Source organism: Microbacterium saccharophilum (assembly GCF_007992455.1).
GTDB classification, from domain to species: Bacteria; Actinomycetota; Actinomycetes; order Actinomycetales; family Microbacteriaceae; genus Microbacterium; species Microbacterium saccharophilum.
The window spans coordinates 113363-136201 of sequence record NZ_BKAH01000001.1; the positions used below are offsets into that span (position 1 = coordinate 113363).

Consider the following 22839-nt stretch of genomic DNA (forward strand, 5'->3'; position numbering starts at 1 on the left):
CGCGCGCGTCCCGAAAACAGGAAAACCCCCGCCTGAGCGGGGGTTTTTTCCTTGCTGGGGTACCTGGACTCGAACCAAGAACAAAGGTACCAGAAACCTCCGTGTTGCCAATTACACCATACCCCAAGGGGTCCGGCCGAAGCCGTTCCGAAGATCAAGCTTAGCCCACTCCGCGGGCCGCGCCAAACCGAGCGGCGTGTCAGCCGAGGTGCGCGACGAGCGCTCCGAGGCGTCGCAGCGACTCCGGCTTGCCCAGCAGCTCCATCGATTCGAAGAGCGGCGGCGAGACGCGGCGGCCGCTCACGGCGACGCGCAGCGGCCCGTAGGCGACGCGGGGCTTGAGCCCGAGTCCGTCGATGAGGGCCGCCGACAGCGCGTCCTGGATCGCCGCCGCGGCGAAGCCGTCGTCCGGAACCGCATCGAGGGCCGCGACGGATGCCGTCAGCACCTCTCCCGCGTTCGCGGGGAGGCCCTTGAGCGCATCCTCGTCGTAGACGACCGCGTCGCGGAACAGGAAGCCGAGGAGCCCGGGGGCATCGCCCAGGAGCTGCATGCGCTCCTGCACGAGCGGAGCGGCGGCGTCCAGGATCTCCTGCTGCGAAGCCGTCGGCGGCTCGCTGATGAGACCCGCGGCAGCGAGGTACGGGACGAGGCGGCCGGCGAAGTCGGCGGGCTCCAGCATCCGCACGTGGTCGCCGTTGATCGACTCGGCCTTCTTCTGGTCGAACCGGGCCGGGTGGGGGTTCACGTTCACGATGTCGAACGCGTCGATGAGCTCCTGACGGGAGAACACGTCGCGGTCGGCGGCGATCGACCAGCCGAGGAGCGAGAGGTAGTTCAGGAGGCCCTCGTGGATGAAACCCTTCTCGCGCTGCAGGAAGAGGTCGGCCTTCGGGTCGCGCTTGGAGAGCTTCTTGTTGCCCTCCTCGCCGAGGACGAGCGGCATGTGCGCGAAGCGCGGCACGAACGTCGTGACGCCGGCGTCGATGAGGGCGCTGTAGAGCGCGAGCTGACGCGCCGTCGAGGGCATGAGGTCCTCGCCGCGGAGGACGTGGGTGATGCCCATGAGGGCGTCGTCGACGGGGTTCACGAAGGTGTAGAGCGGGATGCCGCCGGCGCGGACGATCACGAAGTCCGGGAAGGAGCCGGCCGGGAAGGTCACCTCGCCGCGGATGAGGTCGACGTAGGTGAGGTCGTGGTCGGGCACCCGCAGGCGCCACGCGGGCTCGCGCCCCTCGGCGCGGAAGGCGGCCTTCTGCTCCTCGGTGAGGGTCCGGTCGTAGTTGTCGTAGCCGAGCTGCTTCGCGCGGCCGTTGGCCTCGTTGCGCGCGTCGATCTCCTCCGCCGTCGAGTACGACTCGTACACGGCGCCGGCGGCGATGAGCTTGTCCAGGACGCCGCGGTAGATGTCGTGGCGCTGCGACTGACGGTACGGGGCGTGCGGGCCGCCCTTCTCGACGCCCTCGTCCCAGTCGATCTCGAGCCAGGTCAGCGCGTCGAGGAGCTGGCGGTAGCTCTCCTCGCTGTCGCGGGCGGCGTCGGTGTCCTCGATGCGGAACACCAGCTTGCCGCCGTTGTGGCGCGCGTACGCCCAGTTGAAGAGCGCCGTGCGGACCATTCCCACGTGCGGCAGCCCCGTCGGAGAGGGGCAGAAGCGCGCGCGGATATCGGAGCCGGTGGCGGTCGTGGTGCGGGGATCGGGTGCAGAAGACATCCGGTCCAGTCTAGTTCGCGCGCGTGCGGCGACTTGGCGAGCGGGCTTCGGGCTGCGAGAGTCGGTGGACGCCGGGTTTCCATCACGTCGAGATGTGGGTCGCCGACCTGGATGCCGCCGCCGCGGAGTGGGGATGGCTGCTCGAGCGGCTCGGCCCTGGGGAGCACGACCGGCGACGCGCGGGAGTGAACCATCTGGCCTTCCTGGGTGGGCCGCACGCCGGTGGGCCCGACCACTATGCGGGATGGCTGGAGACCGATGTCGGAACCCCCTGGCACAGTGGAGCCATGGACACGTTCGAGGAGACGCTGGCACACCGGGCGCTCGCGGGCGTGCTGAACGATCTCCTCGCCGATCAGATGGAGGTCAACCGTCGCGCCGCGCTGCGGGCCGACGGCATCCGCGACGCGATCGACTACGCCCTGAGCCACCCCTACGTGTACACGCCGCTCGAGGGCGCTGCGGGCACGCATGCGGCGGAGCTCGCCGTCCTGCTCGACATCTCGCTGCGTCTGCAGATCTCCGAGAACCGCATCCGCTCGGATGCCGCGGTGGCCCGCAGCGCCCACCGCCACCTGCCTGCGCTGTGGCGCCGCGCCCGCGAGGGCTTCGCGCCCTTCCCCCTCGTCGAGGCGACGACGGACGCGATCGTCCGCCTCCTGCCGGCCGTGGATGCCGACCCGGCCGCGCGCGCCGTCGCCGCCGAGGCGATCGCCCTCGTCGACGAGGCCACGAGCGCATGGGTGCTCACGCTGACGCCCGCTGCTTTCCGGCGGCGCCTCCGCATCCTCCTCGATCGGCTCGACCCGCGCGATGCGAGTGCGCGCCATCGGGACGCGTTCGCCGAGCGCCGCGTCGTCGTCGAGGAGGACGTCGACGGCATGTCATGGTTCGCGGTGCTCATGACGAGCGCCGACGCCCTCGCCGCCAAACGCCGGCTCACCGCGACCGCGAAGCACCTGCAGAAGACGGAGCGTGACGGCCGTGACCGCGATCAGATCCGCGCCGACCTCGCCTCCGCCTGGCTGCGCGGCGTGGGCACGCCCACCGCTGTCCAGACGAAAGTGTTCGTGACGGTGCCGGTCGGCGTCATGGCGAGCCGGACCGCCGATGAGCACGGCCGCTGCACGATGTGCGGAGGATCCGGCGTCGCCGAGCAGGCCCGAATCGTCGGCGGTGACACCGTCGACCCGCTGACCGCGAAGCAGCTGTTCCTCGACGCGAGGAGCTTCCGCCGTGTCATCCACGACCCCGCACGCGGTGTCATCGTCGATCTCGACCGGCGCCGCTACCGTCCGTCGAAGGCGCAGCGCGAATGGCTCATCCTGCAGCACGGCACCTGCAGCCGAGACGGCTGCACACGCCTGGCCCTCGACGCCGACATCGACCACATCACCGAATGGAGCCGGGGCGGCCCGACGAACCTCCACTCGCTCCGCCCGCTCTGCCCCGCCGACCATGCCCGGCGACATTCCACGGCGATGAGGTTCCGTTCCCGGACCGACGGCACGGTGCAGGTGGTCACCCCGACCGGCTTCACCAGCGACGAGCCGCCACCCTTCTGAACCGCGCGTCGGCAGGTCCGGCGGCCGGGATCAGCGCCGAGCGTACGGCGACAGCACCGTGACCATGACGACGATGCCGAGCGCGACGAGCGCGAGCCCCCCGTAGCCGATCCAGCCCAGCACGACCCCGGCGAGCATCGAACCGACGGCGGCGGACAGCGTCATGATGGTGTCGCTGCGTCCCTGTCTCCTCGGCCGCATCGCGGTGAGCGTGCTCTCGGTCAGCAGCGCCGCGCCGCTGACGGTCGCCGCGCTCCAGCCGAGACCCAGCAGGAACAGGGCGATGAGCACCGCGACCTGCGATCGCGGCGCGATCGCGGCGGTCACGAGCGACGCGGCGAGGATCCCCTGGCCGAGCAGGATCGTCGGCATCCGTCCCCACCGGTCGGCGAGGATGCCGAACAGCGGCGACAGCCCGTACATGCCGAAGACGTGCAGCGCGATCGTGACCCCCACGATCGTCGTTACATGCGCCGGGTCGAGGTGGGCGAGATGCACGGGGGTCATGGCCATGACGGAGGCCATGACGACGTGCGAACCGGCCACGGCGAAGATCGCGTACCGGGCGGCTATCGGGCGGTCGGTCTCGACGATGTGCTCGCGGCCGGCCTCGCCGCTGCGCGCGAGGCGCTGCGCCGTCAGGAGCGGGTCGGGCCGCAGCGCCGTCAGGTACAGCAGGAACGCGGCCACCTGCGCCACGAGCGAGAACGCATACGACCCGGTGAGCGGCGGCATCCCGATCGCCTGCCCGAGCGCCTCCCCCGGCGTCAGCATGAGCGGGCCGATGACCCCGCCGACCGTGGTCGCCCACACGACGGTGCCGAGGGCGCGTCCGCGCCGGCCGGACGCGGCTAGATCGGTCGCCGCGAACCGCGACTGCAGGTTGCCGGCGTTGCCGGCGCCAATGAGGATGACGCCGACGAGCAGCAGCGGGAACGACCGGACCGCGGCCGCCGTGATGACCGTCGCGATCCCGACGAGCGCGAACAGGTTCCCGAGCGTCAGAGCGAAGCGGCGTCCGCGGCGACCCGCGAGCCGCGCGAGCGGGATGGCGCAGAGAGCAGCGCCGAGGGTGACGGATGCGGTCGCGAGACCGGACAGCGAGTCCTGCCCGGACAGGTCGGCGGCCAGCAGTGCGCCCAGCGACACGGTCGCGCCGAACGCGATGCCGCCGAGCACCTGACCGGCCGCCAGCACCGTGACGGTGCGCCGCTGCAGGGCGGCGACGGCCTCCGGTGTCGTGACGGCGGAAGCGTCAGGCATCGCGCACGGTGTTGCGCAGCACTCCGAGTCCCGTGATCTCCACCTCGACGACATCCCCCGCCTGGAACGGGCCGATGCCCGCGGGCGTGCCGGTCAGGATGACGTCGCCGGGCAGCAGCGTGAACGCTGCCGACGCGTAGGCGATGATGTCCGGCACCGAGTGGACCATGTCGCTGATCGGACCGTCCTGACGCACCTCGCCGTTCACGCGCGTCACGACGCGCGCGCCGCCGTCGAGATCGAAGTCGGTCTCGATCGCGGGGCCCAGGGGGCAGAACGTGTCGAACCCCTTCGCGCGCGACCACTGGCCGTCGCTGCGCTGCAGGTCGCGGGCCGTGACGTCGTTGCCGATCGTGTAGCCGAGGACGTAGTCCAGCGCGTTCTCCGCCGGCACGTTCTTCGCGATCCGGCCGATGACGACGGCGAGCTCGCCCTCGAAGTCGGTGCGCTGCGACTGCACGGGCCGCACGATGGCGTCGTTCGGACCGATGACGGAGGTGTTGGGCTTGAGGAAGAGCATCGGCTCGGCCGGCGCCTCCCCGCCCATCTCGGCGGCGTGGTCGCGATAGTTCTTGCCGACGCACACGATCTTCGAGCGCGGGATCACCGGCGCGAGGAGGGTGACCTCGGACAGCGGCACGCGCTCCCCCGTCGTGTCGAACCCGGCGAACATCGGGTCGCCGGAGAGCACGACGAGGTCGGTCTCATCGGCGATTCCGAAGCGGATGGCGTCGTGGTGACTGAAACGGGCGATCCGCACGGCTCAGCCGTCCAGCCGGACGAGCCAGCCGTGGGTGTCCTCGGCGCGACCGTACTGGATGTCGGTGAGCTGCTGGCGCAGCTCGAGCGCGAGGGTGCCGCTGGGCTGGGCGTCCTCGAAGCCCTTGCCCTTGAGCGTCCCGATGGGCGTCACGACGGCGGCGGTGCCGCACGCGAAGACCTCGACGATGTCGCCGGATGCCACGCCCTCGCGCCACTCGTCGAGCGAGACCGCGCGGCGCTCGACGGCGTGACCGCGGTCCTCCGCGAGCTGCAGGATCGAGTCGCGCGTGATGCCCTCGAGGATCGACGGGGAGTGCGGGGTGACGAGCGTGCCGTCCTTGCGGACGAAGACGACGTTCATGCCGCCGAGCTCCTCGACGTTGCGGTCCTGGTCCAGGAAGACGACCTGGTCGCAGCCGTTCTCGTACGCCTCGGCCTGGGGCAGGAGGCTCGCGGCGTAGTTGCCGCCGGTCTTCGCGGCGCCCGTGCCGCCCTTGCCGGCGCGCGCGTAGTCCTCGCTCAGCCAGATCGTGACCGGCTGCACGCCGCCCTTGAAGTAGGCGCCGGCAGGGCTCGCGATGACGTAGTACGCGACCTTCTCGGCGGGCCGGACGCCGAGGAAGGCCTCCTTGGCGAACATGAAGGGCCGCAGGTACAGGCTCTGGTCCTCGCCGGAGGGCACCCAGTCGCCGTCGACGGCGATGAGCTCGCGCAGCGACTGCAGGAAGTACTCCACGGGCAGCTCGGGCAGCGCGAGCCGGCGCGCGGAGCGCTGCAGGCGGCGGGCGTTCTGCTCGGGCCGGAACGTGTGGATCGAGCCGTCCGCGTGCCGGTACGCCTTGATCCCCTCGAAGATCTCCTGCCCGTAGTGCAGGACGGCCGCGGCGGGATCGAGCGAGATCGGGCCGTACGGCTGCACGCGGGGGCGGTGCCAGCCGCCGCGGGTCGACCAGCAGATGTCCACCATGTGGTCGGTGAAGCTCGTGCCGAAGCCGGGGCTCCGCAGGATCTCTTCGCGCTGGGCCGCCGGCTTCGCGGCGAGGTTCTTGGTGACGGCGAACTCGAGCGGGGCGAGGTCGGTCTCTGTGAGGGTCATGTCAGTCCTGTTCCACGCGCTCCGTCGACGAGGGACGACGGGCGCATCCAGATTACGCCTGAACGCGCGCCGCGATCGCGTCGCCGACCTGCGCGGTCGTGCGGGCGGTGCCGCCGCGGTTCGCGATGTCCTCCTCGACCGCGCGGGTCACGCGCTGGGCCTGCGCCCCGAGCCCGAGATGATCGAGCAGCAGGGCGACGGAGAGGATCGCGGCCGTGGGATCGGCCTTCTGCTGGCCCGCGATGTCCGGCGCCGATCCGTGCACGGGCTCGAACATCGACGGGAACGCGCCGTCGGGGTTGATGTTCCCCGAAGCGGCGAGGCCGATGCCTCCGGTGACGGCGCCGGCCAAGTCGGTGAGGATGTCGCCGAAGAGGTTGTCGGTGACGATCACGTCGAAGCGGCCCGGGTTCGTGACCAGGAAGATCGTCGCCGCGTCGACGTGCAGATAGTCTACGGCGACGCCGGGGTGCTCGGATGCCACGGCATCCACGATGCGCTTCCACATCCCGCCGGCGTGCACGAGCACGTTCGTCTTGTGCACGAGCGTCAACCTCTTCCGGCGCCGCTCCGCCTGGGCGAACGCGTACCGCACGACCCGCTCGATGCCGAACGCCGTGTTGACGGACGTCTCGTTGGCCACCTCGTGCGGTGTGCCGGTGCGGATCGAGCCGCCGTTGCCGACGTACGGGCCCTCCGTCCCCTCACGGACGACGAGGAAGTCGATCTCGCCGGGCTCGGCGAGCGGGCCGGGCGCGCCCGGGTACAGCTTCGAGGGGCGCAGGTTGACGTAGTGGTCGAGTTCGAACCGCAGCTTCAGCAGCAGCCCGCGCTCGATGTTGGCATCCTTCAGGCGCGGGTCGCCGGGCAGGCCCCCCACGGCGCCGAGGATGATGGCGTCCTGGCCCTTGATCGCGGCGAGGTCCTCATCGGTCAGCGTGTCGCCGGTCTCGAGGTAGCGCGCGGCGCCGAGGGAGAAGCGGGTCTTGTCGAACGTCACGCCGGCGTCGGCCGTGACGGCGTCGAGCACCTTCTCGGCCTCTACGACGACCTCGGGGCCGATGCCGTCACCCGGAATGAGTGCCAGTTTGATGACGCGCGACATTGCTCTCCTCGGTCGGGGTGGGGGTCCCTCCCAGCGTACTGGCCGCGATGACCCCGGCCACGACGACCAGCCCCGCCCCGATGAGCGCCGTGACGCCGACGCCGGCGTCGAACGCATGGGCCGCCGCCTCTCGCAGCGCGGCGCCGAGGGCGGCGTCGAGGCCGGCGGCGGCGGCCATGGCGCCGGCGAGCGTCTCCCGTGCGGCGCCGGCTGCTGCGGCGGGAAGCCCTTCGGGCAGGACGATCCCGGACCGGTACAGCGCCGTCAGGATGCCGCCCAGGACCGTCGTCCCGAGCACCGCGCCCAGCTCGTACGCCGTCTCGGAGACGGCGCTCGCGGAGCCGGCCTTCGCGGGCGGGGCGCTCGCGAGGATGAGCTCGTTGGACACCGTCTCGGCCGCGCCGATCCCGAGTCCGAGCAGCACGAACGCGATGACGAGAAGGGCCAGAGACGCTTCGGCCGTCGACACGGCGACGAGGAGGTACCCGGCGACGGAGAACAGCATGGCGGCGGGGACGACGATGCGGGCGTCGACCCGCCGCGCGATGGGGACGATGACGAGCCCGGCGACGATCATCGCGAGCATGCCCGGGACGAGCGCGAGACCGGCGTCCAGGGGCGACATGCCAAGGACGAGCTGCAGGTGCTGCGCGACGAAGAAGAGGAAGCCGACAAGCGCGACGATGCTCAGCAGGTTCACCAGCAGCGCGCCGGTGAAGGTTCCCCGGCCGAACAGGCGCATGTCGAGCATCGGGGAGGCGGAGGTGAGCTGGCGCCGCACGAAGACGATCCCGAACCCGAGGCCCGCCACGACCAGGACGAGCGGCAGCACCCCGGCGCCGTGCACCGCGAACTCCTTGATCGCGTACACGATCGGGATCATCGTCAGCATCGACAGCACGATGCTGAGCGGATCGATGCGACCGGGGCGGGGGTCGCGGCTCTCCGGCACGAGGAGCGGCGCGAGGACCAGGAGCGGCACGAGGACGGGCACCGACATGAGGAACACCGAGCCCCAGGAGAAGTGCTCGAGCAGGATGCCGCCGACGATCGGGCCGAGCGCGGAACCGGCCGAGAACATCGCGGCCCACACCGCGATCGCGAACCGGCGCTGGTCGCGGTCGGTGAAGATGCTGCGCAGCAGCGACAGGGTCGACGGCATGAGCATGGCCCCGAAGACGCCCATCCCCGCGCGGGCTGCGATCAGCAGCGTCGCGGACGGCGCGAAGGCGGCGAGCACCGAGATGGCGGCGAAGCCGGTCGCGCCGATCAGCAGCATGCGCCTGCGGCCGAACCGGTCGCCGAGCGTCCCCATCGTGACGAGGAGGCCCGCGAGCACGAGGGGGTAGGCGTCGATGATCCAGAGCTGCTCGGCGCTCGAGGGCGCCAGGTCCAGGGCGATGTCCGGCAGCGCGAAGCTCAGCACGGTGTTGTCGACCGAGACGAGGAGCACGGGCAGCATGAGCACGACGAGCGCCGCCCAGCCGCGCCATCCCACCCGCGCTCCGCGGCTGTCGGCGAGGGCGATCTCTTCTGTCAGTGTCATCATGTTTCTATACCGTCCAGCCGGTATAGTAACAGCTGTGAGCAGACCCGCACGAGCCCGCGACAGCGTCCTGGAGGCGTATGAGCGCCTTCTCATCGACGAGGGACCGCGGCACGCGACCCTCGAGGCCACCGCCGCGGCGGCGGGAGTGTCCAAGGGCGGCCTGCTCTACCACTTCGCCTCGAAGGAGGCGCTGGATGCCGGGCTCCTGGGGCGCATGGAACAGCTGGCGCGCACCGATCTCGACGAGATGTCGGCGGCGCCGGGCGGGCTCGTGGCGGCCTTCCTGCGGACCTCCGTCATGGACGACTCCCCCATCGACCGCGCGCTCGTCGCCGGGTCGAAGCTCGCCCAGGCGGGAAGCCACGCCGCCGTCGATGCGCTGCGGCGCGTGCGGGAGCTCTGGGCGGACGCCCTCCGCCCGCACACGCGCGACGAGACGGCCGTGCAGCTCGTGCTGCTCGTGAGCGACGGGCTCTACTTCAACAACGCGCTCGGCACGGGTGCCGTGCCCGGCCCCGTGCCGGAGGGCGCGGAGATGGATGCGCTCATCGCGCTCGTGGAGCGTGCCGCGAGCGCGTGAGGGTCAGGCCTCGGTGATCTCGATCTGACGGAACAGGTCGGCCTGGATCGCCGAGCGCACCTCGTCGAGGAGGTCGTCGGAGACCGGGGAATCGACCGTCAGGACCGACAGCGCCTGCGCACCGGCCGCGCGGCGCGCGATCTGCATGCCGGCGATGTTGATGCCCGCTTCGCCGAACTTCTGACCGTAGACCGCGACGATGCCGGGGCGGTCGGTGTACAGCATCACGATGTGGTGCTTCTCGATCGGCAGTTCGAGCGCGTAGTCGTTGATCCCGACGAGCTTCTCGATCTGCTTCGTGCCGGTGAGCGTGCCGGAGACCGACAGCTGCGACCCGTCGGAGAGCGCGCCGCGCAGCGTGATGACGTTGCGGTACTCGTCGGACTGGTCGTCGACGAGGAGGCGCGCCTCGATGCCGCGCTGCTCGGCGAGGAGCGGCGCGTTGACGTAGGAGACCGTCTCGCTGACGACGTTGGTGAAGACGCCCTTGAGCGCGGCGAGCTTGAGGACCTTGACGTCGTAGCCGCTGAGCTCGCCGTGCACCTCGACGTCGAGGCTCGTGAGCGGGCTGTGCGCGAGGGCGGAGAAGATCTGACCGAGCTTCTCGACGAGCGGGATGCCGGGGCGCACGTACGGGTCGATGATGCCGCCGGCGACGTTGACGGCATCCGGCACGAGTTCGCCGCCGAGGGCGAGGCGCACCGACTTCGCGACCGAGACGCCGGCCTTCTCCTGCGCCTCGTCCGTCGACGCGCCGAGGTGCGGCGTCACGACGACGTTCGGCAGGTCGAGCAGGAGGGCCGCGGAGCCGTCGGCGGCCGGCGGCTCGCTCGTGAAGACGTCGAGGCCCGCACCGGCGATCTCGCCGGTCGTGAGCGCCTTGTGCAGCGCTTCCTCGTCGATCAGGCCGCCGCGCGCGACGTTGACGATGTACGCGCTCGGCTTCATGAGCCGGAACTGGTCGGTGGAGATCATCCCGGTGGTCTCGGGCGTCTTCGGCATGTGGATCGTGATGAAGTCGCTCTGCTGCAGGAGCTCGTCGAGCGTGACGAGCTGGGCGCCGAGCTGCTGGGCGCGCGCGCTCGTGACGTACGGGTCGTAGGCGATGACGTTCATGCCGAACGCCTGCAGGCGCGCGGCGATGAGCGCGCCGATCCGGCCGAGTCCGATGATGCCGAGCGTCTTCTCGAACAGCTCGGTGCCCGTGTAGGCGCTGCGCTTCCACTGGCCGGCGGCCAGCGACGCGTGCGCGGCGGGGACGCGGCGGGCGAGGCTCAGGATGTGGCCGATCGTCAGCTCCGCCGCCGAGATGATGTTGGAGGTCGGGGCGTTGACGACCATGACGCCGGCTGTCGTGGCGGCCTTGATGTCGACGTTGTCGAGGCCGACCCCGGCGCGGGCGATGACCTTGAGCGCGGGGGCGGCGGCGATCGCCTCGGCATCCATCTTCGTGGCCGAGCGGATGAGGACCGCGTGCGCCTCCGCGAGGGCGGGGAGGAGCGCCGAGCGGTCGGCCCCGTCCACGTTGCGGATCTCGAAGTCTGGACCGAGCGCGTCGATCGTGGCGGGAGAGAGTTCTTCGGCGATGAGGACGACAGGCTTGGACACGGTGGCAGACCTTCGGGGGCTCGCGGTTGCGACGGCGGGGTGGGATGCCGCGCCGCACAGCGTCGGGGCGTGGCAGGACCAGCCTACCCGCCGCGCGCAGAGCCCCCCGACCGTGTGACGTCGGCGGTCAGGCGATGAGCGAGGCGCCGCTGGAGAACACGTAGGAGATGATGTTCAGCCAGAACACGGCCGTGAGCCCGAGCCCGGCGAGCAGCAGGGCCGCGAAGTGCGCGGGCGGGCGGCGGAGTCCGAGTGCCAGGGCAGCGCCGAAGACGATGAGCGGGAAGAGCACCGCGAACAGCAGCACCGCCCAGCCGAGGCTGTTCAGTCCCGGGTTCGTCGCCTTGTCGATGAGGAACGCGACGGCGTTCCACACGGCGTAGGCGTAGAAGAGGCCGAACGCGCCGGCGATCGTGGCGGCGAGCCACGTCGGCATGCTCGCCCGGGATGCGGTCGTCTCGGTCACTGTCCCACCGCCCCGATCATGATGAAGGGCCACGGGATGAGCAGCACCGCTCCCCCGATGAGCCAGGCGAGGCGCACCCACGCGGCCGAGCCGCGCGTGAGCCAGAGGGACACCCCGAACCACAGGGCCGGCGCGAGCACGGCGAGCCAGAACGCCGGCACGTACGCCGCCGGCGAGACGATGAGCATCGGCGCGACCGTGTCCAGGCGCAGGGCGCCGATCACCCAGCCGATCGTGTACAGCAGGTAGACGCCGCCCAGGATGCCGAGCGCGATGAGCATCGCGTTGCCGAGCGGCACGGGGGCTCCGGCGGGCGTCACGGTCCCGTCGGCGTCGATGCGTCCCACCTCGTCACTGCCGAGGCCCACGGCCCGGTAGCCGTCGGGCAGCGCCGGGCGCTCCGCCGCCGGCGCGGACGGCGCCGGATCGCGCTCGTCGACCGGGCTCGCGCCCACGTCGAGCGTCGGGTCGTCGTCGCCCTGCCAGCTGAGGGCGTCGTCGTCGCGTCCGGTGCTCACGCGTTCAGCGTAGCCGGGGGCGACGCAGCGCGTCAGGAGCGCGCCGCGGCGACGGCGGCGAGAACGAGCTCCGCGTCGGTCGTGTCGTGTCCCTCCTCCCCGCCGCCCGGGCCCGCCGGCGCCTCCCGGCCCGTGCGCCTCCGCGCCGACAGGTGCACGGCGCCCACTCCCGCCCGGCGGAGCGCGGGGATGTCCGCGGGCGCGACGCCGCCGCCCGCCATCACCTCGACACCCTCGGCGCGCTCCACGAACGCGGTGAGCCGCGCGATGCCCTCGACCGACCGCGCCGCCCCACCCGAGGTCAGCACGCGCGAGACGCCCGCGGCGCGGAGCGCGTCGAAGACGGCGTCCGGCATGGGCGACGCGTCGATCGCGCGGTGGAAGACCACGGCCGCAGAGCCCGCGGCATCCCGCCAGCGCGCGAGGGCGGCGAGGTCGAGTCGCCCCTCGGCGGTCAGCGCTCCGACGACGACGCCGCCGACCCCGTGCGACGTGACGGCACGGATGTCGGCGGCGGCGAGGTCGATCTCCTCGCGGGAGTAGACGAAGCCTCCGCTCCGCGGTCGAACGAGGACGTTCACGAGCGCCGGGTCCACCGCGTCGCAGACGGCCCGGACGAGGCCGATCGAGGGCGTGAGTCCTCCGACGGCGAGCCCTTGGCAGAGCTCGAGGCGGTCGGCGCCGGCGGCGATCGCGAGCCGCGCGCCCGCGGCATCCTGGACGGCGATCTCGACGGCGACCCGCGGTGTGCTCACGTCCCCCACCGTATCGGCGCGTGCTCTCACCGGACGTGCTGCACGCAGGTGAGGTGCCAGCACGCCGAAGGCCCGGTCCTCTGTCAGGACCGGGCCTCCGTGGCTCGTTTCAAGCCGTACTCGGCGGGTAGCCGAGAGTCATTCAGCGTGCGGCGCTGCCCTCGACGTAGTCGCTGTCCTGCTGCTTCCACGCGAACAGGGCGCGCAGGTCCTTGCCGACCGCCTCGATGGGGTGGGCGGCGGCCTTCGCGCGCAGCTCCTGGAACTCCGGCGCGCCGGCGTCCTGGTCGGCGATGAAGCGCTCCGCGAACGCACCCGAGCGGATGTCCGCGAGGACGGCCTGCATGTTCTCCTTGACGTGCGGGTCGATCACGCGCGGGCCGGAGACGTAGTCGCCGTACTCGGCCGTGTCGGAGACCGACCAGCGCTGCTTGGCGATGCCGCCCTCCCACATGAGGTCGACGATGAGCTTCAGCTCGTGGAGCACCTCGAAGTAGGCGATCTGCGGCTGGTAGCCCGCCTCGGTCAGGGTCTCGAACCCGTACTGGACGAGCTGCGAGACACCGCCGCAGAGGACGGCCTGCTCGCCGAACAGGTCGGTCTCGGTCTCCTCGGTGAAGGTCGTCTTGATGACGCCGGCGCGGGTGCCGCCGATGGCCTTCGCGTACGCCTTCGCGACGTCCCACGCCTGACCCGACGCGTCCTTCTCGACGGCGATGATGTCGGGGATGCCGCGGCCTGCGACGAACTCGCGACGCACCGTGTGGCCGGGGGCCTTCGGGGCGACGAGGATGACGTCGACGCCCTCGGGCGCCTCGATGTAGCCGAACCGGATGTTGAAGCCGTGCGCGAAGGCGAGCGTCTTGCCGGGCGTCAGCTTGTCCTTGATGGACTCGTTGAAGATGCCGCGCTGGTGCTGGTCGGGCGCGAGGATCATGATGAGGTCCGCCCACTCGGCGGCGTCGGCGACGGACTTGACCTCGAAGCCGTCCTCCTGCGCCTTGGCGCTGGACTTGGAGCCGTCCTTGAGCGCGATGACGACCTCGACGCCCGAGTCGCGCAGGTTCTGCGCGTGCGCGTGGCCCTGCGAGCCGTAGCCGACGATGGCCACCTTCTTGCCCTGGATGAGCGAGAGGTCGGCGTCGGAGTCGTAGAAGATCTCAGCCATGGTGTGTGTTTCTCCTTGGTAGGGGTTCGAAAAGTTCAGCCGCGCAGGACGCGCTCGGTGATGGACTTGCCGCCGCGGCCGATGGCGACCATGCCGGACTGGGCGAGCTCCTTGATGCCGAACGGCTCGAGCGCGCGCAGCAGCGCCTCGACCTTTCCGCGGTCGCCGGTCACCTCGACGACGAGCGCGTCGGTGGCGTAGTCCACGACGGAGGCGCGGAACAGGTTCACGACCTCGATGACGTTGGAGCGGGTCTGGTTGTCGGCGCGTACCTTCACGAGCATGTGCTCGCGCTGCACGGATGCCGACGGCTCGAGCTCGACGATCTTGATGACGTTGATGAGCTTGTTCAGCTGCTTCGTCACCTGCTCGAGCGGAAGCTCCTCGACGTCGACGACGACGGTGATGCGGGAGAGCCCCGGCACCTCCGTGACGCCCACCGCGAGGGAGTCGATGTTGAACCCGCGGCGCGCGAACAGGCCCGCGACACGGGTCAGCAGACCGGGCTTGTCCTCCACGAGGAGGCTCAGGACATGCTTGCTCATCGCTCAGGCCTCCTGGTCGAACGCGGGCGAGTGCTCCCGCGCGTACTGGACGTAGCTGTTGCTGACTCCCTGGGGCACCATCGGCCACACCATGGCGTCCGCGCTGACGACGAAGTCGATGACGACGGGGCGGTCGTTGGTCTCCAGCGCCGTCTGGATCGCGGCATCCACGTCCTCCTCCTTCTCGACGCGCAGCGCGAGGCAGCCATAGGCCTCGGCGAGCTTGACGAAGTCGGGGATGCGGACGGTGTCGTGGCCCGTGTTCAGGTCGGTGTTGGAGTACCGGCCGTCGTAGAAGAGCGTCTGCCACTGCCGGACCATGCCCAGCGAGGAGTTGTTGATGATCGCGACCTTGATCGGGATCTGGTTGATGACGCAGGTCGCGAGCTCCTGGTTGGTCATCTGGAAGCAGCCGTCGCCGTCGATCGCCCAGACGACGCGGTCGGGTTCGGCGACCTTGGCGCCCATCGCGGCCGGGACCGAGTAGCCCATCGTGCCGGCGCCGCCGGAGTTGAGCCACGCGTTGGGACGCTCGTACTTGATGAACTGCGCCGCCCACATCTGGTGCTGGCCGACGCCGGCGGCGTAGATGCCCTCCGGCCCGGTCAGCTCGCCGATGCGCTGGATGACGTACTGGGGCGACATGAGGCCGTCGCTGGGCTGGCTGTAGCCGAGCGGGAACTCGTCGCGGAGGCCGTCGAGGTACGACCACCACTCCGCGATGTCGGGTTTGGCGGCGCCCGTCGCGCCGGAGAAGGCGGCGTCGAGGTCGACGAGGACCTCGCGCAGGTCGCCGACGATCGGGACGTCGGCCGTGCGGATCTTGGAGATCTCCGCGGGGTCGATGTCGACGTGCACGACCTGGGCGTCGGGGGCGAACAGCGCCGCCTTGCCCGTGACGCGGTCGTCGAACCGTGCGCCGAGCGCGATCAGGAGGTCGGCCTCCTGCAGGGCGAGGACGGCGGGGACGGTCCCGTGCATGCCGGGCATGCCGAGGTGCTGGGGGTGCGAGTCCGGGAACGCGCCGCGCGCCATGAGCGTCGTCACGACAGGGGCGCCGGTCGACTCGGCCAGGCGCAGCAGCTCGGCCGACGCGCCGGAGCGGATGACGCCGCCGCCGACGTACAGCACGGGCTTCTTCGCCGTGGCGAGGAGCTGTGCGGCGGCCTGGATCTGCTTGCCGTGCGCCTTCACGACGGGCCGGTAACCGGGCAGGTCGATCTTCGGCGGCCAGATGAAGGGCACCTCGGCCTGCTGCGCATCCTTCGTGATGTCCACGAGGACGGGCCCGGGGCGGCCGGTGGAGGCGATCTCGAACGCCGCCGCGATGGCGCCGGGGATCTCCGAGGCATCCTTCGCGAGGAACGAGTGCTTCGTGATCGGCATCGTGATGCCGACGATGTCTGCTTCCTGGAAGGCGTCGGTGCCCATCAGGGTCGAGAACACCTGGCCCGTGATGCACACGATCGGCATGGAGTCCATGTAGGCGTCGGCGATCGCGGTGACGAGGTTCGTCGCGCCGGGGCCGGAGGTCGCGATCGCGACGCCCGTCTTCCCGGAGGCCGCGGCGTAGCCCTCGGCCGCGTGGCCGGCGCCCTGCTCGTGGCGGACGAGGATGTGCCGGAGCTCCGTGGAGTCCATGAGCGGGTCGTAGACCGGCAGGATCGCGCCGCCCGGGAGCCCGAACACATCGGTCACCCCGAGGAGCTCGAGCGAGCGGACGACGGCCTGGGCTCCCGTGAGGAGGGGCGCGGACGAACTGCGTGCGGGCGGCCGGGGCACGGCCGCAGTGTCGGATGACATGGGTGTGAGACCTCGTGATCGATGGGCGAGTGTGGGAGGGCCTAGCCGGTCGTCGCGCCCTCCGCAGCGGAGCGCACGAGCTTCGAGTACTTGGCCAAGACGCCACGGGTATAGCGCGGGGGAAGGGGCTCCCAGCCGGAGCGGCGGGAGCTCAGCTCTGCGTCGTCGACGAGTAGGTCGAGAGTGCGAGCCGCGATATCGACCCGTATCAGATCACCATCGCGCACGAAGGCGATGGGACCTGCGTCCACCGCTTCGGGTGCTATGTGGCCGATGCACAGTCCGGTTGTGCCGCCTGAGAATCGACCGTCCGTCAACAGTAGTACATCTTTCCCGAGCCCCGCGCCCTTGATGGCGGCGGTGATCGCGAGCATCTCCCGCATGCCGGGGCCCCCCTTGGGTCCCTCGTAGCGGATGACGACGACGCTCCCCGCCTCGATCTCCCCCGCGGCCAGCGCGTCGATGGCGCCGCGCTCGCGCTCGAAGACCCGGGCGGGCCCCTCGAAGACGGCGGCGTCGAAGCCGGCGGTCTTGACGACGGCGCCCTCCGGCGCGAGCGAGCCGTGCAGGATCGTGAGGCCGCCGGTGGCGTGGATCGGGTTGTCGAAGGTGTGGATGACGGTGCCGTCGATGGGGTCCGGGTTCAGCTCCGCGAGGTTCTCGGCGAGTGTCTTACCCGTCACCGTCAGGGCGTCGCCGTGCAGGAGGCCCTCGTCGAGCATCGCCTTCATGATGACGGGGATGCCGCCGTGCCGGTCGACGTCGTTCATGACGTACTTCCCGAACGGCTTCATGTCCGCCACGTGCGGGACCTTGTCGCCGATGCGGTTGAAATCGTGCAGGGTCAGCTCGACCTCGGCTTCGCGCGCGATCGCGAGGAGGTGCAGCACGACGTTCGTGGAGCCGCCGAGCGCCATCGCGAGGGCGATGGCGTTCTCGAACGCCTCCTTCGTGAGGATGTCGCGGGTCGTGATGCCCTGACGCAGCAGGTTCACGACGGCCTCGCCGGACCGGTGCGCGAAGTAGTCGCGGCGGCGGTCCGCGGCGGGCGGCGCGGCCGAGCCGGGGAGGCTGAGCCCGAGCGCCTCGGCGACCGAGGCCATCGTGTTCGCCGTGTACATGCCGCCGCACGCGCCCTCGCCCGGAGCGATGGCGCATTCGATGCGCTTGAGGTCGGCTTCGCTCATCTTCCCGGCCATGCACGCTCCGACCGCCTCGAACGAGTCGATGATCGTGACGTCCTTCTCGGTGCCGTCGGAGAGCTTGACCCAGCCCGGCGCGATGGAGCCGGCGTAGAGGAAGACGCTGGAGAGGTCCAGGCGCGCGGAGGCCATCAGCATGCCGGGGATCGACTTGTCGCAGCCGGCCAGCAGGACGCTGCCGTCGAGGCGCTCGGCCATCATGACGGTCTCGACGGAGTCGGCGATGACCTCGCGGCTCACGAGCGAGAAGTGCATGCCCTCGTGGCCCATCGAGATGCCGTCGGAGACGGAGATGGTGCCGAACTGCAGGGGGTAGCCGCCGCCGGCGTGCACGCCCTCCTTGGCCCCCTGTGCCAGGCGGTCCAGGCTCAGGTTGCAGGGCGTGATCTCGTTCCAGCTCGAGGCGATGCCGATCTGGGGCTTGTCCCAGTCCGCGTCCCCCATGCCGACGGCGCGCAGCATGCCGCGGGATGTGGTGGCCTCGATGCCGTCGGTGACGACGCGACTGCGGGGCTTGATGTCGATGGATTCGTCGGGTACGGGCATTCTCGAAGTCTATTCCCGTCCGCGCGGGGTCACCGTGTCGCGCGCAGCTCGGCGAGCCTGGCGAGGAGGGCGGCGAGGGCCGCGGCATCCGGCACACGGTGGCGCGCCGCCGTCTCCCCCGGGCCGACGCGGATGCCGAGGTCCTGCCGCTCCAGCGCGGCCAGTGCGTCCTCGTCGGTGACGTCGTCGCCGGCGAACAGCACGGCCGTCGCTTCGGCCTGCGCCCGCAGCGCCCGGACGGCGGAGTCCTTGCCCTCCTGCCGGGAGGCGAACTCGAGGATGTCCTGCCCGGTGCGGCGACGCCACGCCGGCGCCCGCTCCGCGACGAGCGCGTCGATCGCGGCGGTCGCCGCCGCGGCATCCGCTTCCGAGGCCAGACGCGTGTGCAGACCGAACCCGAACATCTTCGCCTCGATCCACGCACCGGGCAGCGGCGCGACGATCTCCTGCGCGCGCCGGATGAGGTCGTCGCGCAGCGTGGCGTCTTCGTCGGCGTCCGCGCCGGGTTCCGCGGCGTGCGAGGCGCCGTCGTCGTCCGGGTGCCAGAACTCGGCGCCGTGCGAGCCGGCGAGGTGGATGCGGGAGTCGGCGGTGTGCTCGCTGATCTCCTCGAGGTGCGCGAGGGTCCGCCCAGAGACGAGGGCGACCACGGTGTCCGGGAGGGCGGCGAGGCGCTCCAGCGCCGTCCGCGCCTCCGGCAGCATGCGGGAGCGCATCGGCTCGTCCTGCAGCGGCGCGAGCGTCCCGTCGAAGTCGAGGGCGATGAGGAGCCTGGGGGTCCGGGCGAGCGCGGCCAGGTCGGCGTCGAGCGTCACGAGCGGGCCTGCCGCGCGGCATCCAGCGCCGCGAGGAAGTCGCGGGACCAGTCGTCGACGGTGTGGTCGCTCACGCGGCGGCGGAGCGCGCGCATCCGGCGGCCCTGCTCCGCGGGGGTCATCTCGATCGCGCGGACGATCTCGTCCTTGAGGGCGTCGATGTCGTGCGGGTTGATGCGGATCGCGCTGCCGAGCTCGTCGGCCGCGCCCGCGAACTCGCTCAGCACGAGGACGCCCCGGTTGTCGATGCGGCTCGCGACGTACTCCTTCGCGACGAGGTTCATGCCGTCGCGGAGGGCCGTGACGAGCATGACGTCCGCGACGAGATAGAGGGCCACCATCTCCTCCCGGGGGAAGGACTGGTGCAGGTAGCGGATGGCGGTGTGCCCGACGGTGTCGACGGAGCCGTTGATGCGGCCGACCGCGAGCTCCACCTCGTCGCGCAGCTGCATGTAGGCGTCGACCCGCTCGCGGCTCGGGCTCGCGACCTGGATGAGGGTGACGTCCTCCACGTCGAGCCTGCCGTCGTCGAGGAGCTCGCCGAAGGCCTTGAGCCGGTGGCCGATGCCCTTCGTGTAGTCGAGGCGGTCGACTCCCAGCAGCACCTTCTTCGGGTTGCCGAGGCTCTCCCGGATCTCCGCGGCGCGCGCGCGCACGGCCGGGCTGTGCGCGAGCTGGACGTAGTCGTCGACGTCGATGGAGATCGGGAACGCCTTCGCGAGCGCGAGCCGCTCTCCCCCGCCGGGCTGCGGCACCGTGATGCCGGTCGCCTTCGTGTCGTAGCGCAGCTGACGCCGCACGGACCGCGCGAAGTTGCTGGCGTCCGCGACGCGCTGGAAGCCGATGACGTCGGCCCCCAGGAGCCCCTCGAGCACCTGACGGCGCCACGGCAGCTGCGAGTACAGGCCGTAGGCCGGGAACGGGATGTGGTGGAAGTAGCCGATCACGAGGTCGGGCCGCAGCTCCCGGAGGAGCTTCGGGACCAGCTGCAGCTGGTAGTCGTGCACCCACACCGTCGCACCGTCGGCCGCGGCGGCCGCGGCGGCCTCGGCGAAGCGGCGGTTGACGCGGACGTAGGCCTGCCACCATTCGCGGCGGTAGCGGGGCGGGGAGATGACGTCGTGGTAGAGCGGCCAGATGGTGTCGTTGGAGAAGCCCTCGTAGTAGAGCTCCACGTCCTCTGCGGACAGCGTCACGGGGACCAGCTGCATCCCGTCGGTCTCGAACGGGTCGAGCTCCACACCGGCCTGTCCCGGCCATCCCACCCACGCGCCGTCGGTGCGCCGCATGAACGGGGCGAGCGCCGTCACGAGGCCGCCGGGCGAGCGACGCCACGGCTCCTCGGGGTCGTCGGTGCGGTCGACGGGGAGGCGGTTGGAGACGACGACGAAATCGGACACGGCAGCGTGGTCGGTCACGATGATCCTCTCGGCGGTGCGAACGTCCAGGCTAACAAGCCGCGCGTCCCGCGTGTCCGCCGGGTAGCGTGGAGCGCATGCGCAAGTACCTCTTCGGAACCGGGATCATCTCCGCCGTCACGAGCGGCCTCGCGCTCCTGCGCGGCATCCGCGGCAACGAGCCGTTCACGTGGCGCATCGCCCTCGCCTGGCTCAGCTGGGGGATCACCCTGGCACTGTCCGTCGGCGCCATCGTCGACACGCGTCGCGCCTCCCGCGGCAAGCTCATCGCCCAGGACTCGCCCGTCGCCGGCAAGGAGCAGAAGCTCCTGAAGCGCCGCCTGCAGCGCTAAGGCCGGCGCCGCGGTCAGCCGCGCACGGCGGTCAGCCGCGTGCGCAGGTGCAGCGCTCGGCGGGGCCGACCCCCGCGAGAGCCTGCTCGATGTGCTCGCCGCAGCCGGCCCACGTGGTCTTGCCGCAGCTGTCGCAGGAGACGGGTCGGCACATGGAGGCTCCTCGAGGATCGTCGACGCTCGCGGTGAGCGTTCACCGACTCAGGATAAGCGCTTCTCCCTGACCGCCGCCCCCGCACAGGCCCACCGCGGCCGTGCCGGTGCCGCGCCGGACGAGCTCGTGCACGGCGTGCACGACGAGCCGGCATCCGGATGCCCCGATGGGGTGCCCGATCGCGATGCCGCCGCCGTGCACGTTGACGATGTCCTCGGACAGCCCGAGCTCGGCCTGCGAGCGGGCGACGACGGCGCCGAAGGCCTCGTTGATCTCGACGAGGTCGAGGTCCGCCGCCGTGAGGCCGCCCTTGCGGAGCGCCTGCTCGATGGCGCGCGCGGGCTGCGCGTGCAGCGAGTTGTCGGGGCCGGCCACCTGGCCGGAGGCCCCGACGACGGCGAGGACCGTCCAGCCCTGCGCGTCGGCGTGGGCTCGGCTCGTCACGACGACGGCGGCCGCGCCGTCGGAGATCTGCGAGGAGTTGCCGGCCGTGATCGACCCGTCGGAGCTGAACGCGGGCCGGAGCCCGGCGAGCGTCTCCTCGGTCGTCCCCGGGCGCACGCCCTCGTCCGCCGTCACGCGGATCGGGTCGCCCTTGCGCTGCGGCACGTCGACCGGCACGATCTCCGCGTCGAACAGCCCCGCCTCCTGAGCGGCCGCGGCGCGCTGATGCGAGAGCGCCGCGACGCGGTCCTGCCCGGCGCGGGTGACCTCGTAGGAGGCGTTGAGCCGCTCGGTGGAGGCGCCCATGCTCTCCTTGTCGTAGGCGTCGGTGAGGCCGTCGAAGGCCATGTGGTCCAGCACCTCGACGGAGCCGTACGCCCAGCCGTCGCGCGACCCCATCAGCAGGTGCGGCGCGCGGGTCATCGATTCCATGCCGCCCGCGACGACGACCGTCGCGTCGCCGGTCTGGATCATGCGCTTCGCGTCGATGATGGCGGTGAGGCCGGACAGGCAGACCTTGTTGACCGAGGATGCCGGCACGTCCCACCCGATCCCGCCGGCGATGGCGGCCTGGCGGGCGGGGTTCTGGCCGGAGCCGGCCGGGAGCACCTGGCCCATGATCACGGCGTCCACGGCGTCGGCGGGGATGCCGCCCTGCGCGAGCGCCCCGGCGATGGCGAAGCCGCCGAGCTGCGGCGCCGTGAAGGAGGCGAGCTGACCTTTGAGGCGGCCCTGCGCGGTGCGCGCAGCGGCAACGATGACGACGTCGTCGGTGTTCATGCGTTCCTCCTGAGCTGGTCCGGCACCCGCAGATCGGGCTCGGTGGCCGCCACGACCTCGTCCACGGTGACCCCGGGCGCCGTCTCCACGAGCACGAGCCCATCGGGCGTGACGTCGATGACGGCGAGATCGGTGATGATGCGGTCCACGACCCCCCGGCCGGTGAGGGGCAGCGTGCATTCGTGGACGATCTTGGGCGAGCCGTCCTTCGCGGTGTGCTCCATGAGCACCACGACCTTCGCGGCCCCGTGCACGAGGTCCATGGCGCCGCCGGGACCCTTGACCATCTTCCCGGGGATCATCCAGTTCGCGAGGTCGCCCGTGGCGGAGACCTGCATGGCGCCGAGGATCGCGGCGTCGATCTTGCCGCCGCGGATCATCCCGAAGCTCGTCGCGGAGTCGAAGTACGCCGCGCCGGGGAGCACCGTGACGGTCTCCTTGCCCGCGTTGATGAGGTCGGGGTCGACGGCATCCTCGGTCGGGTAGGGACCGACGCCGAGGATCCCGTTCTCGGACTGGAGCACGACCGTGACCCCATCCGGCACGTAGTTCGGGACGAGGGTCGGCAGGCCGATGCCGAGGTTCACGTACGAGCCGTCGGCGAGCTCGGCCGCGGCGCGCGCGGCCATGTCGTTGCGGGACAGCGCCATG

At 71.3% G+C, this 22839-nt stretch carries 22 protein-coding genes and 1 tRNA gene; 3 read left to right on the plus strand and 20 right to left on the minus strand.

Annotated features, from left to right (window positions below; genetic code table 11):
* Positions 1 to 54: 54 nt before the first annotated feature.
* Together MSA03_RS00595 and gltX are read right to left on the minus strand one after the other, a co-directional pair.
* Positions 55 to 126: transfer RNA gene (locus MSA03_RS00595), tRNA-Gln, on the minus strand.
* A gap of 73 nt (positions 127 to 199) precedes the next feature.
* Positions 200 to 1714 carry a glutamate--tRNA ligase gene (gene gltX / locus MSA03_RS00600; protein WP_147049270.1) on the minus strand — a complete coding sequence of 505 codons (1515 nt, stop codon included), beginning with the start codon at positions 1712 to 1714 and terminating at the stop codon, positions 200 to 202.
* A gap of 92 nt (positions 1715 to 1806) precedes the next feature.
* Here gltX and MSA03_RS00605 point away from each other — a divergent pair, with 92 nt between their 5' ends.
* Positions 1807 to 3279, plus strand: a complete 1473-nt coding sequence (locus MSA03_RS00605; protein WP_147049271.1) for an HNH endonuclease signature motif containing protein — start codon at positions 1807 to 1809, stop codon at positions 3277 to 3279.
* A gap of 30 nt (positions 3280 to 3309) precedes the next feature.
* Here MSA03_RS00605 and MSA03_RS00610 read toward each other — a convergent pair whose 3' ends face one another.
* The 5 genes from MSA03_RS00610 to MSA03_RS00630 are packed head-to-tail and all read right to left on the minus strand — an operon-like array spanning position 3310 to position 9051.
* A complete protein-coding gene (locus MSA03_RS00610; RefSeq protein ID WP_147049272.1) occupies positions 3310 to 4542 on the minus strand; it encodes an MFS transporter in 1233 nt (410 codons plus the stop codon).
* Complete coding sequence (locus MSA03_RS00615) at positions 4535 to 5302, minus strand: fumarylacetoacetate hydrolase family protein (protein ID WP_147049273.1); 768 nt, start codon at positions 5300 to 5302, stop codon at positions 4535 to 4537. Before MSA03_RS00615 ends, MSA03_RS00610 begins: the two co-directional genes overlap by 8 nt.
* A 3-nt stretch (positions 5303 to 5305) precedes the next feature.
* Positions 5306 to 6400: a branched-chain amino acid aminotransferase gene (locus tag MSA03_RS00620; protein ID WP_147049274.1), complete on the minus strand. Its 1095-nt coding sequence runs from the start codon at positions 6398 to 6400 to the stop codon at positions 5306 to 5308.
* A gap of 52 nt (positions 6401 to 6452) precedes the next feature.
* Complete coding sequence (locus MSA03_RS00625) at positions 6453 to 7505, minus strand: 3-isopropylmalate dehydrogenase (protein ID WP_147049275.1); 1053 nt, start codon at positions 7503 to 7505, stop codon at positions 6453 to 6455.
* Positions 7468 to 9051: an MFS transporter gene (locus tag MSA03_RS00630; protein ID WP_147049276.1), complete on the minus strand. Its 1584-nt coding sequence runs from the start codon at positions 9049 to 9051 to the stop codon at positions 7468 to 7470. Before MSA03_RS00630 ends, MSA03_RS00625 begins: the two co-directional genes overlap by 38 nt.
* A gap of 37 nt (positions 9052 to 9088) precedes the next feature.
* On the opposite strand from MSA03_RS00630, the gene MSA03_RS00635 reads away from it, so the two are divergent.
* On the plus strand, positions 9089 to 9634 hold the full coding sequence (locus MSA03_RS00635) for a TetR/AcrR family transcriptional regulator (protein ID WP_170245433.1): 546 nt from the start codon (positions 9089 to 9091) through the stop codon (positions 9632 to 9634).
* Positions 9635 to 9637: 3 nt separating this feature from the next.
* Here MSA03_RS00635 and serA read toward each other — a convergent pair whose 3' ends face one another.
* From serA to MSA03_RS00685, 10 genes are all read right to left on the minus strand, one after another.
* On the minus strand, positions 9638 to 11242 hold the full coding sequence (serA, locus tag MSA03_RS00640) for a phosphoglycerate dehydrogenase (RefSeq protein ID WP_028495367.1): 1605 nt from the start codon (positions 11240 to 11242) through the stop codon (positions 9638 to 9640).
* 127 nt (positions 11243 to 11369) lie between these two features.
* A complete protein-coding gene (locus tag MSA03_RS00645) occupies positions 11370 to 11708 on the minus strand; it encodes a hypothetical protein (RefSeq protein ID WP_244946262.1) in 339 nt (112 codons plus the stop codon).
* The gene (locus tag MSA03_RS00650) at positions 11705 to 12226 is read right to left on the minus strand and encodes a hypothetical protein (RefSeq protein WP_028495365.1); all 522 of its coding nucleotides are present in this window, start codon (positions 12224 to 12226) and stop codon (positions 11705 to 11707) included. Before MSA03_RS00650 ends, MSA03_RS00645 begins: the two co-directional genes overlap by 4 nt.
* A 32-nt stretch (positions 12227 to 12258) precedes the next feature.
* A complete protein-coding gene (locus MSA03_RS00655; protein WP_147049278.1) occupies positions 12259 to 12981 on the minus strand; it encodes a copper homeostasis protein CutC in 723 nt (240 codons plus the stop codon).
* A gap of 142 nt (positions 12982 to 13123) precedes the next feature.
* Positions 13124 to 14149: a ketol-acid reductoisomerase gene (gene ilvC, locus MSA03_RS00660; RefSeq protein ID WP_147049279.1), complete on the minus strand. Its 1026-nt coding sequence runs from the start codon at positions 14147 to 14149 to the stop codon at positions 13124 to 13126.
* Between the two features lie 35 nt (positions 14150 to 14184).
* Positions 14185 to 14694: an acetolactate synthase small subunit gene (gene ilvN, locus MSA03_RS00665; RefSeq protein ID WP_028495363.1), complete on the minus strand. Its 510-nt coding sequence runs from the start codon at positions 14692 to 14694 to the stop codon at positions 14185 to 14187.
* 3 nt (positions 14695 to 14697) lie between these two features.
* Entirely contained in the window at positions 14698 to 16497 is a 1800-nt protein-coding gene (locus MSA03_RS00670) for an acetolactate synthase large subunit (protein ID WP_147049280.1), read from the minus strand.
* Between the two features lie 41 nt (positions 16498 to 16538).
* Positions 16539 to 18245 carry a dihydroxy-acid dehydratase gene (ilvD, locus tag MSA03_RS00675; protein ID WP_147049281.1) on the minus strand — a complete coding sequence of 569 codons (1707 nt, stop codon included), beginning with the start codon at positions 18243 to 18245 and terminating at the stop codon, positions 16539 to 16541.
* Between the two features lie 29 nt (positions 18246 to 18274).
* Positions 18275 to 19060, minus strand: a complete 786-nt coding sequence (gene otsB / locus MSA03_RS00680) for a trehalose-phosphatase (RefSeq protein WP_147049282.1) — start codon at positions 19058 to 19060, stop codon at positions 18275 to 18277.
* A complete protein-coding gene (locus tag MSA03_RS00685) occupies positions 19057 to 20478 on the minus strand; it encodes an alpha,alpha-trehalose-phosphate synthase (UDP-forming) (RefSeq protein ID WP_028495359.1) in 1422 nt (473 codons plus the stop codon). Before MSA03_RS00685 ends, otsB begins: the two co-directional genes overlap by 4 nt.
* A gap of 77 nt (positions 20479 to 20555) precedes the next feature.
* Between MSA03_RS00685 and MSA03_RS00690 the strand changes: the two genes are divergently transcribed.
* Entirely contained in the window at positions 20556 to 20810 is a 255-nt protein-coding gene (locus MSA03_RS00690; RefSeq protein WP_028495358.1) for a hypothetical protein, read from the plus strand.
* A 31-nt stretch (positions 20811 to 20841) separates the two neighbouring features.
* On the opposite strand, the gene MSA03_RS14610 is transcribed toward MSA03_RS00690, so the two are convergent.
* From MSA03_RS14610 to MSA03_RS00700, 3 genes are read right to left on the minus strand one after another with little or no spacing between them, the layout of a single operon-like run.
* A complete protein-coding gene (locus tag MSA03_RS14610; RefSeq protein WP_261798688.1) occupies positions 20842 to 20964 on the minus strand; it encodes a DUF8730 family Cys-rich protein in 123 nt (40 codons plus the stop codon).
* Between the two features lie 39 nt (positions 20965 to 21003).
* Complete coding sequence (locus tag MSA03_RS00695; RefSeq protein WP_147049283.1) at positions 21004 to 22188, minus strand: acetyl-CoA C-acetyltransferase; 1185 nt, start codon at positions 22186 to 22188, stop codon at positions 21004 to 21006.
* The gene (locus tag MSA03_RS00700) at positions 22185 to 22838 is read right to left on the minus strand and encodes a 3-oxoacid CoA-transferase subunit B (protein WP_174799820.1); all 654 of its coding nucleotides are present in this window, start codon (positions 22836 to 22838) and stop codon (positions 22185 to 22187) included. The genes MSA03_RS00695 and MSA03_RS00700 overlap by 4 nt, the downstream gene beginning before the upstream one ends.
* Position 22839 lies beyond the last annotated feature (1 nt).